This window comes from Okeania sp. SIO2B3, from assembly GCF_010672525.1.
GTDB lineage: Bacteria > Cyanobacteriota > Cyanobacteriia > Cyanobacteriales > Microcoleaceae > Okeania.
In genome coordinates this window covers 18,607-29,222 of sequence record NZ_JAAHGH010000094.1, presented here as the reverse complement: position 1 = coordinate 29,222, position 10,616 = coordinate 18,607, and the positions used below count along the sequence as shown (strand labels likewise).

At 37.4% G+C, this 10,616-nt stretch carries 5 protein-coding genes and 1 pseudogene; 4 read left to right on the top strand and 2 right to left on the bottom strand.

Annotation, left to right across the window (positions count from 1 at the left end):
* The first annotated feature begins 1,248 nt into the window (after window positions 1–1,248).
* The 4 genes and pseudogenes from F6K15_RS30995 to F6K15_RS30980 form a co-directional block, all read left to right on the top strand.
* Complete coding sequence (locus tag F6K15_RS30995) at window positions 1,249–3,687, top strand: GH116 family glycosyl hydrolase (RefSeq protein ID WP_293068831.1); 2,439 nt, start codon at window positions 1,249–1,251, stop codon at window positions 3,685–3,687.
* An 847-nt stretch (window positions 3,688–4,534) separates the two neighbouring features.
* A complete protein-coding gene (gene xth / locus F6K15_RS30990; protein ID WP_293068829.1) occupies window positions 4,535–5,320 on the top strand; it encodes an exodeoxyribonuclease III in 786 nt (261 codons plus the stop codon).
* A 333-nt stretch (window positions 5,321–5,653) separates the two neighbouring features.
* Window positions 5,654–6,529 carry an SDR family oxidoreductase gene (locus F6K15_RS30985; RefSeq protein WP_293068826.1) on the top strand — a complete coding sequence of 292 codons (876 nt, stop codon included), beginning with the start codon at window positions 5,654–5,656 and terminating at the stop codon, window positions 6,527–6,529.
* 370 nt (window positions 6,530–6,899) lie between these two features.
* Window positions 6,900–7,427 (top strand): annotated as a pseudogene (locus F6K15_RS30980) (Uma2 family endonuclease); the annotation flags it as partial.
* 47 nt (window positions 7,428–7,474) lie between these two features.
* Here the strand turns inward: F6K15_RS30980 and F6K15_RS30975 are convergent.
* Window positions 7,475–8,680, bottom strand: a complete 1,206-nt coding sequence (locus F6K15_RS30975; protein ID WP_293068823.1) for an RNA-guided endonuclease TnpB family protein — start codon at window positions 8,678–8,680, stop codon at window positions 7,475–7,477.
* Between the two features lie 117 nt (window positions 8,681–8,797).
* Window positions 8,798–10,270: an SUMF1/EgtB/PvdO family nonheme iron enzyme gene (locus F6K15_RS38760; RefSeq protein WP_363269075.1), complete on the bottom strand. Its 1,473-nt coding sequence runs from the start codon at window positions 10,268–10,270 to the stop codon at window positions 8,798–8,800.
* Between the last annotated feature and the right edge of the window lie 346 nt (window positions 10,271–10,616).

The following is a 10,616-nucleotide window of genomic DNA, read 5'->3' as shown; positions in this document are numbered from 1 at the left end:
TGCCCATAGGGATTGGAACGGCGCTCGTAATATTATGTTGCGAGCTTTGCAGGCAACAGCCATCACTTTAACTGGTGATGCTATACAGATTCAAGGTAAATAGCTTTGAGTAGGTTAAATGTTGCACTACAAGGATCAATTGTTTGAGATTCCATTCTTTTAAATCCTTAGTAATTTCTATATTTAACGTATTATTTTAGCCTAATTATCAAGATAGCTGAGTCTAAGTAGGTACGCACAAAAAAGCTTAACTACATTAAGTTTTGTAAACCAGCTCAAAGCTTTCACCTACAGTTAATTTGAGGGAATTTACATTTTGTTACATAGCGACAAATTTTAACACCGACCTACTTACTTAAGTTTTATATTATGTTTGTATAATAAATTTTTTGTTTGTAGTTTTGCTTTAGCAAGTCAAATATTTGTCTTATTGCTCAAACAAAACTATAAGCTTAATTATTAGCTATTATATTAGCAATGCTATTTGAGTTGTAAGATTTTGGTGGTAATTAGGAGTCAGAATTCAGAATTCAGGAGTCAGAATTTCCAATATTATTCGTAACATTCTTTTTTCAAATTGGTCTAATATAATTAGAGGAAAAAATAAAACTATTATCAGCGTTTAAAAAATGTAAAAATTGAGGTTAAAATCTTGAAGCAGTAAAGACAAATGAAACGCTTTTTAAATAATTTTATCTTACTGAAAAATTAAGGTATAAAGCCTCTCCATTTATGGAGAAAAAAATTCCTTTTAGCCAATCCTTCTATTACAGAAGAGGTAATTATTAAATTATTAATTATTAATTGTTGAACAAATCTTTCTAGCTTCCCCCATCGTAAGCATTTCCTCCGGAATGCTGCGCAAACAGCTATTAGCGGTCAGCTTTTTCTGCGGAATGCTGCGCAAACAGCAAACCCTATCTAAATTAGAACTTACCCACAGACGCTAGATATAGATTTAAAACTATTACGCAACAACTTTTAAACTCTATGCATAGTACCTTTGCGTAAGTCCTGAATATATCTAGCGCTGATAGTGTATATTAGTTTTTAAAGGGAAGTTGAAGAAGAAAAGAATGAAATTGAAATTGGAATGGAATCAGCAAGGCTAGGCGATCGCTTAAACGAAATAGCGTTTGCGGAGCTAGGCTAGGCGATCGCCTTAATTAGTATACACTATATATTGTGGTTTGTCTTTGCGTAAGTCCTGATATTTTTAGCGCGCGCTTTTAACAAAATCCTACCCCTATGAATAAACAAAATCCTACCCCTAACACTAACATTCCCCCCTATACCTGGAATCGTCCCATTGGTCTTGATTGGGACAACCCTTACACAGTGCGCTATAGCAGTAACCTTGATGATGGACCTTGGCACGGAATGCCTCTTGGTGGTTTCGGTGCAGGTGCGATAGGTCGCTCTCCACGGGGCGATTTTAATCTCTGGCATCTCGACGGCGGCGAACACATTTATCAAAATTTACCTGCCTGTCAATTTAGCATTTTTGAAGAAACAAAAGGCCACAAACAAGCTTATGCTCTATGTACCGAACCACCAACTGATGGCAGTCTCTCAACTTGGCAGTGGTATCCGAAACAAAAAGCAGGATTACATACTGGCACTTATCATGCTCTTTATCCCCGCAGTTGGTTTGTCTATGAAAACGTATTTACCGCACAATTAAGCTGCGAACAATTTTCCCCAATTTGGGCAGGTAATTATCAAGAGACCAGTTACCCCGTTGCCATCTTTGAATGGGTCGCTCACAACCCCACCGATGAACCCATCACTCTCAGCATTCTGCTCACTTGGCAAAATACCATCGGTTGGTTTACCAATTCTGTGAAAACACCAGAAGTGCAAGTGCGAGATGATGGCACTCCAGTTTATGAATACAAACCACGGTGGGGAGAAAGTACAGACAACTTTAATCTATTAGTGGAAGATTTCCATCGTATCGGTTGCACAATGACTAAGTTGAGTATTGCTGATGACCCCGCAGAAGGAGAAGGTCAAATGGCGATCGGAACTTTTACTAATGCTGCTGTGGAAGTTAATTATCATACACGCTGGAATCCTGCGGGGAATGGGGAGGAAGTCTGGCGCTACTTTGCAATGGATGGAACTCTCATAGATGAATACAATGAACTACCTGCAACTGAGGGAGAGCAAATTGGGGTGGCTATGTCTGTTCGTTTTACTCTCAGACCGGGGAAAACTCGGAAAATTCCTTTTTTCTTAGCTTGGGATTTGCCCTTGACTGAGTTTAGCGCTGGAGTTTCATATTATCGCCGTTATACAGATTTTTATGGTCGCAATGGCAAAAATGCCTGGTCGATAATTCGTACTGCGATGAAACACTATCAGACTTGGCGCGAGAATATTGAGACTTGGCAAAACCCGATTTTGCAACGGGAAGATTTGCCTGGTTGGTTTAAGATGGCTTTGTTTAACGAACTTTACGACCTCACCAGTGGGGGTACTCTCTGGAGTGCTGCTGACGATCGCGATCCTAAAGGTCAGTTTGCTGTACTGGAATGTTTGGATTATCGTTGGTATGAGAGTTTGGATGTAAGATTATATGGTTCTTTTGCTCTGTTGATGTTGTGGCCGGATTTGGATAAGTCGGTGTTGTTAGCTTTTGCAAGGGCGATTTCAACTGCGGATGATACACCAAGAATTATTGGTTACAATCAAGCATCGGCGGTCAGAAAAAAGGCGGGAGCAACTCCCCATGATTTGGGCGCACCCAATGAGCATCCTTGGGAAAAGACTAATTATACCAGTTATCAAGACTGCAATCAATGGAAGGATTTGTCTAGTGATTTTGTGTTGCAGGTTTATCGGGATTTTTTGTTGACTGGTGCAGATGATTATGAGTTTCTCTGGGAATGTTGGTCTGCGGTGGTGGATACTATAGCATATTTGAAGGCTTTTGACAAGGATGATGATGGTATTCCTGAAAATGAGGGGGCACCGGACCAAACTTTTGATGATTGGCAGTTGCGGGGGGTGAGTGCTTATTGTGGTGGGTTATGGTTAGCTGCTTTGGAAGGGGCGATCGCTATTGGGAAGGTTTTAATTGAGCATCCGAGGGAAATTCCTTATTATCCACCGGAAGGTTTTCAGTCTGAGGTCGATAAAAATTCTGTGGATGCTATTAATAATCAGATTTCTGTTTATCAAAGTTGGTTGGAAAAAGGATTAGTTGTTTATCAAGAAAAGTTATGGAATGGGGAATTTTATCGTTTGGATAGTGATAGTAATTCGGAAGTGGTAATGGCTGACCAATTATGCGGTCAATTTTATGCTAGGTTATTAAATTTGCCGGGTATTGTACCTACTGAATGTGCTTTTTCTGCTTTGAATACTGTCTATAATTCTTGTTTTAAAAAGTTTCATAATGGTAAGTTTGGAGCAGTGAATGGAGTATTACCGGATGGTTCTCCAGAAAATCCTGATGCTACCCATCCATTAGAAGTTTGGACTGGAATTAATTTTGGTTTAGCTGCTTTTATGGTGCAAATGGGAATGAAGGATAAAGCTTTTGAAATAACTGAAGCAGTGGTGCGACAAATTTATGAAAATGGTTTACAATTTCGTACTCCAGAAGCTATTACTGCTGACGGAACTTTTCGAGCTAGTCATTATCTCAGAGCAATGGCAATTTGGGCGATAGAATTTTAAAGTCAAAATTCAAAATTCAAAAGTAATTTTTAATTCAAAAGTCAAAAGTCAAAAGTTAGAATTTTTAATTCAAAAGTCAAAATTTTAAATTCAAAATTCAAAATTTTAAATTCAAAAGTTAGAATTTTTAATTTAGGAGGTTTTGAAATTCAAAAGTCAAAATTCAAAATTCAAAAGTTAGAATTTCGGAGTCAGAATTTTAAATTCAAAAGTCAAAAGTCAAAAGTTAGAATTTCGGAGGTTTTGAAATTCAAAAGTCAAAAGTTAGAATTTCGGAGTTAGGAGTTAGGGGTCAGAATTTTAAATTCAAAATTCAAAAGTTAGAATTTCGGAGTCAGAATTTTAAATTCAAAAGTCAAAATTCAAAAGTTAGAATTTCGGAGGTTTTGAAATTCAAAAGTCAAAAGTTAGAATTCAAAAGTCAAAATTTTTAATTCAAAAGTCAAAAATTAGAATTTAGGAGTTAGGAGTCATATCAAGTTGCATTGATTAACCACAACATAAAAAGATGGCATACTTGTCAAGAGTCATCTTAAGATGACTTAAACTATTAGCCAAGAAATTTATTTCTTGGCGAGCCATGTCATACGCCAAGAAATAAATTTCTTGTCTCAAAGCAGAAGTTATCTAAAGATGACTAAAAATAGCTAATTTATGATGGCTAACTAATGAGACTTGATATCAGAAGGTGCGGAGATGCGGAGAAAGAAGGTATAGCGTTCTTCTTCCTTCCTTAATATTTCTAACTTCTTTCTTCCTTCTTCCCTATTCCTTAATATTTCCAACTTCCTTCTTTCTTCCTTCTTCCTTCTTCCCTCTTCCTTCTTCCTTCTTCCTTCTTAAAATTATGAAAATAGTTACTTGGAACGTAAATTCAATTAGAACTCGTCAACAACAAGTTATAGAATGGTTACAAACAAATCCTGTGGATGTTCTCTGCTTACAAGAAACCAAAGTTATTGACCAAGATTTTCCGCGATCGCCCTTTGAAGAATTAGGCTATCATACTTATGTTTCTGGTCAAAAATCTTATAATGGTGTAGCAATTTTTAGTCTTTCCCCAATGCAAGATGTTAGTAGTGGGTTTGCACCTATTTTAGGTGAAGATAAAGTGGGAGATTTTGACATACAAAAACGTTTAATTACTGGGGTAATAAATGATGTTCGTATTCTGAATCTTTATGTTCCTAATGGTGCTAGTGTCGGTAGTGAAAAATACGACTATAAACTTCATTGGTTGAAACTTTTGCAAGAATATATCAAAATTGTTCTTGACAAATCACCAAACTTGTGTATTTGTGGAGATTTTAATATTGTCCCAGAAGACCGAGATATTCACGATCCAGAAGGTTGTAAAAATTCTGTGGGATTATCCGATGCAGAACGCCAAGCTTTACAAGAAATTCTCAAATTGGGATTAGTAGATGCCTTTCGCCAGTTTACCAGTGAAGGAGGTCACTACAGTTGGTGGGATTATAGAGCAGGAGGTTTTCGTCGTAACCGTGGTTGGCGTATTGACCATCATTATCTGAGTTTGCCCCTTTCTCAAAAAGCCACAAGTTGTATAATTGACAAATCTCCAAGACAATTACCAAAACCTAGCGACCATACACCAGTTATTGTGGAATTTTGAAAGAAGGAAGAAGGAAGAAGTGCATCCAGTGCGAGCATCTTACTCGCCAGTAGTGTACCTAACTGAGATGAAATTCGCTTTTTATTTGATCGGGACTTACGCAAATTATTAGGCAATACGCTATCCGTAGAGGGCGAATGCCATTCGCCCCTACTAGATATGGCGGTTATGCGTAAGTCCTGTTGATATAGCGTTTCCCGTTGTTATGAGGTACACCTATCGCGGGCAAGATGCCCGCACTACAATATTTTCATCATTTACCCTGTACCTCGTTTCCCCGAAATATGCTGTTAATTTTTCAATTAAACTATTAATAACCAACAAAAAAGAATTATGTTTTTAGTAACAGGAGCAACCGGAGACTTAGGGCAAAGAATAATCAGAATTTTGAGAGAAAGAGAAATATTAGTCCGTGCTTTTGCCAGACTAAATTCTTCTTATTCTGAATTAGAAAATCGTGGTGCTGAAATCTTCATAGGTGACTTAAAAATAGACAAAGATATTGAAAAAGCTTGTCAAGGAGTTGAATATATTATTAGTGCCCATGGTGGTGCGGGTGATGTTCAAGCAATTGACTACCGAGCTAATATTGAACTAATAGATTCTGCGGTGAAAGTTGGTGTTAAACATTTTGTATTTATCTCTGTCTTGGGAGCAGAAAGAGGATATGAAGATTCACCTACTTTTAAGGCAAAAAGAGAGGTAGAAAAATATCTCAAAACGAGTGGTTTGAATTATACTATTTTGCAACCTTCTGGTTTTGCATCTAATTTATTACCACTGGCAGAAAGATTTAAAGATACAGGAATTTATCTACTTATTGGAGATGACAAAAATCGCACTTCAATAGTTAGTACAGATGATTTGGCAAAAATTGCTGTGGATTCTGTTTTTGTAGAAGCTGCTTGTAATCAAACTTTTCCTGTAGGCGGACCAGAAATTATTTCTAGAGGAGAAATTTCTCAGATATTTAGTAGAATTTTTAACCGGGAACCAATAGTTATTAATCCACCTTTATTTGTATTTGATGGATTACGAAATACTGTGGGATTATTTAATTCTGATTTACAAAAAAGTCTAGGTACTTTAAGAGTATTATTGGCAAATGAATTTTTCTGCACTCCAGAAGAAATTGAGAATTTAGAGACAATATTTGAAATGAAAATGGAATCTGTAGAGAGTTTTATTCGCCGGAAAATGGCTGTTTGAAAAAGTCAGCTTTGGTTAAAATTTTAACAATAAAAAATAGCTATGGTGCTGCATTGTAATTATTTTTGTTAGGAAGCACAATAGTGGGAGCATCTTGCTCCCGTACAGGATGCCGATACTCTAAGCATTGGTTGTTCCTATCTAACATTACTATGCAGGATTACCAATACAGCAGATTCCACCTTAGTGAGGCACACCCCTCGCGGGCAAGATGCCCGCACTTGCATTCATTTAATTATTAATATCTGTACTTCATATACTTGGAATATGCTGTAATATTATGTCTGGATAATCAGCGATCAAAAAACCTTTTCCCTTTGAACCAATATTCCCTTCTGCCTTTCTTAGCGATCGCTAAAAACTGAAAATTATGCAAATTCAACAACAAAAAAACTATACCCCCACAGAATATTTAAACTTTGAAATTAACTCACAACAACGACACGAATATATCAATGGTGAAATTATTTCCATAACTGGCAGTACTCCAAATCATAATCAGATATCTCTCAACTTCAGCGCTGCTTTAAATTTTTCTCTAAAAAGTCAATCATATCGAGTTTTTGTGGCATATCAACGACTTTTGATTCCGAATAAAAGTATCTATACTTATCCTGATGTGATGGTTACTTCAGGAGACTTGCAATTACAAACAGGAAGAAAAGACACTATTATCAATCCTCTAATAATTGCCGAAGTCTTGCCAATTTATACTAGGAATTATGACAAAGACGAAAAATTTGCAGCTTATAGAACTATTCCTACATTTCAAGAATATTTACTCATAGACCAATACGCAATGCAAGTAGAAAAATATTATAAAACTGCTCATAAACAGTGGATTTTTTCAGAATATAACGAAGTGAGCGAAACTATTTCTCTCAATTCAATTTCCTTTCAAATAACTATGGCAGATATTTACATTGACATTCTCCCAACGCTGCTCTACGAGACAGCGCGGGATTCCCTAGCATCGCTGTTAGGGGCTTTCTGCTTCATAGCACCCGCCTTCCGAGATTTACTCCCAGATGGTCTTACAGTCGCTCCACAGACTGACACTGCGAGTCCCGCAGCCAAAATGTTTATACTTGCATTTATGTCTCGATCATGGTGAGTACCACACTGAGGACAATCCCAATCTCTAATATTTAGAGGTAATTTTTCTAGTACATGACCACAACTAGAGCAACGTTTAGAGCTAGGAAAGTATCGGTCAATCTTGATTAATTCCCGTCCATACCATTTGGCCTTATAATCTAATTGCCTAAGTATTTCTCCCCAATTAGCATCACTGATAGCTTTTGCTAATTTGTGATTTTTCACCATGTTTTTTACTGCCAAATCCTCAACCACAATAGTTTGATTTTCTCTAATCAGTTGAGTAGTTAGCTTATGGGTGTAGTCCAGTCTTGAGTCTTTAATCTTGGCGTGTATTATAGCTACTTTCAGTCTGGCTTTTTGATAGTTATTAGATCCCTTGGTTTTTCTAGATAGAGACTTTTGGGCTAATCTCAGTTTTTTGTGTAATTTGTTGAGATTCTTAGGATTAGCTACTTTTTCTCCATCGCTGGTAGTTAATAGACTGGTAATTCCTAAGTCAATACCAATTTCCTTCTTAATCGGTTTAAGCCTCAAATCTCTGGTGTCATGAACTCTCAAAGACACAGACCATCTTCCAGAAGGCTCAAGTTTGACAGTGATTGTACTAGGGATACAACCTGGTGGTAATTGCCTACTCCATCTGATAGCCAATGGTTCAGCACATTTAGCTAGGTAGACTTGACCATCTTTCCACTTAAATGCTGATGACGTAAATTCGGCACTACCACCATTACGTTTTTTCTTGAAGTTAGGATATTTAGTCCGTCCACTGAAAAAATTAGTGAAAGCAGTTTGTAGGTGTCTTAAACCTTGCTGTAATGGAACACTGCTGACTTCTGTGAGGAAATCTAAATCTTCCTGTTTTTTCCAGTTCGTCAGCATAGCTGAAGTTTGCTTGTAACTCACTCTTTGCTTCTGTTCATACCAAGCTTGAGTCCTTGCTGCTAAAGCCTTGTTGTAGACTAGACGCACGCAACCCAAAGTCCTCCGCAACAAATTTTCCTGCTCTGGAGTTGGGTAAAATCTAAATTGGTACGCTTTTTGAGCCATCTACTAATCTGATTAATTTTCCACATATACATTCTTAACATACTATGTGTAAACCCTGAGTTTTCTGAAGGGACAATCAAGTCTAAACTTCTGACTTCTAACTTCTGACTTCTGACTTCATGTAATTCTCCCGCCATCACATACTACACGAAAGCCAAAATTGTAGTTGAGGATGTCGCGCCCAGCGTTGTAGTTGCGATACGCGGAACGGCAGCCATCAGGAATGATTAGCCAAGAACCGCCACGCAGTACGAGATAATGTTCTTTTCCATCATTTTCCAGCCAAGCACTACCATCAGTAGGGGCACCTTCATAGTTTTTATGCCAGTCATCAGCGCACCACTCCCAGACATTGCCGTGCATATCATATAAACCAAAAGCATTAGGAGGAAAACTCCCTACATCTGTTGTTTCTTCTCGATATTTACCTTTAGGTGCCTTGCCATAAATATCATTGCCATTGTAGTTAGCTAACTCAGACGTTATAGTTTCTCCAAAATAAAAAGGTGTGGTTGTACCTGCACGACAAGCATATTCCCACTGACTCTCACTCGGTAGTCTGTAGTTTTTCCCAGTTTTCTGAGATAGCTTTTGACAAAATTCTGTCGCATCGTACCATGACACACATTCTACTGGGCGGTTTCCCCCTTGAAAATCAGAAGGATTTTTACCCATAATTATTTGATATTGGTTTTGAGTAATAGCATATTTACTCATATAAAAAGGTTGCAGAGTAACTTCATGTTGCGGACTTTCACTATCACGTCTTCCTACTTCATTTTCTGGCGAACCCATCATAAAAGTACCCCCAGGAATAGCCACCATTTCCAACATCACACCATTACCCAAATGTTCAGTGAAAAATACTGCTTTGTAGGAATGACGATTAATTTCTTCCCCTTTTATGTTTACAGTTATTACGTCAAATTTTTCCAAGTAAGAGTTAAAAATATCAGGAGGCATTTCAGGCCAAATCTTCTTCAAAGCTTCAATAGATATTGCCGTTCCCTCCTTTCCTTCCTCTTCATTTTTCCCCTCCATGTGAGTAGTTATGCCCACAACAAAACCTGTTTCTAAATCTACAACAGGTGCCCCACTATAACCTTTTTGCAATTTACCAACTTCTATTTTTAGCTTCCCAATAGCAACTTCTTCTCCCACATTTTTGATAATCTGGAAAGCCTTTTCTTCACCAGCTTCAACCATCATAATTCCCTTGATTGTTTTGCGACGACGCACCTTATTTTGACCCCAAAGAAAATAACCAGGAATTGAAATTTTTAAACTTATTTCTAGCTCTCCAGGTAACATCATTAATCCTAAAGGAAGAACAGACAAAAGTTCTTTGACTCGCAAAACAGCCAAATCAAAACCCTGAGTATCTCCTATTGCCACAACTTCTGCGGAAATATTATTTACCAATACATTTTCCTCACCACCCACATCCTCAACAACATGAGCGCAAGTCAGCAAATAAGTGTAATTTTCTTGTTGATAAAAAGCAAACCCAGTACCAATAATATTTGCTTTGCGAGAGTCGTTATTGGCACTGGTAATTAAAACAATAGATTTTTCTAACTGTCCGTTCATTCTTTTATTCTTTAGTAATATAAAGATTAGCTTTCCCCTGAAAATTAAAACCAAACTTTACCTCATTCTACTAGCTCGCCTAGCTTAAAAATGTGGGTAGATAGAAAATATAGACCTCTCCTCCCTTTCCAAGGGGGGTTGGGGGGATTTTAGCGTTGGGTTTTACTCACAATTTTAGTTTAGACGAGCTACTACCTTTAAATCTTACTACTAGACCGGAACAGTTAATTTGCTCAGTTATTATTGGTGGGGGGAGGCGAATTTATCTCATCATTTGTCACCCCATTAATTTAACCTCGAACCAGACCCTAATACTAAACCGGAACAGTTAATTTGCTCAGTTATT

Coding starts and splice junctions, on each gene's coding strand:
- F6K15_RS30995 (WP_293068831.1), top strand. CDS start 1,249: ATGAATAAACAAAATCCTACCCCTAACACTAACATTCCCCCCTATACC.
- F6K15_RS38760 (WP_363269075.1), bottom strand. CDS start 10,270: ATGAACGGACAGTTAGAAAAATCTATTGTTTTAATTACCAGTGCCAAT.
- xth (WP_293068829.1), top strand. CDS start 4,535: ATGAAAATAGTTACTTGGAACGTAAATTCAATTAGAACTCGTCAACAA.
- F6K15_RS30985 (WP_293068826.1), top strand. CDS start 5,654: ATGTTTTTAGTAACAGGAGCAACCGGAGACTTAGGGCAAAGAATAATC.
- F6K15_RS30975 (WP_293068823.1), bottom strand. CDS start 8,680: ATGGCTCAAAAAGCGTACCAATTTAGATTTTACCCAACTCCAGAGCAG.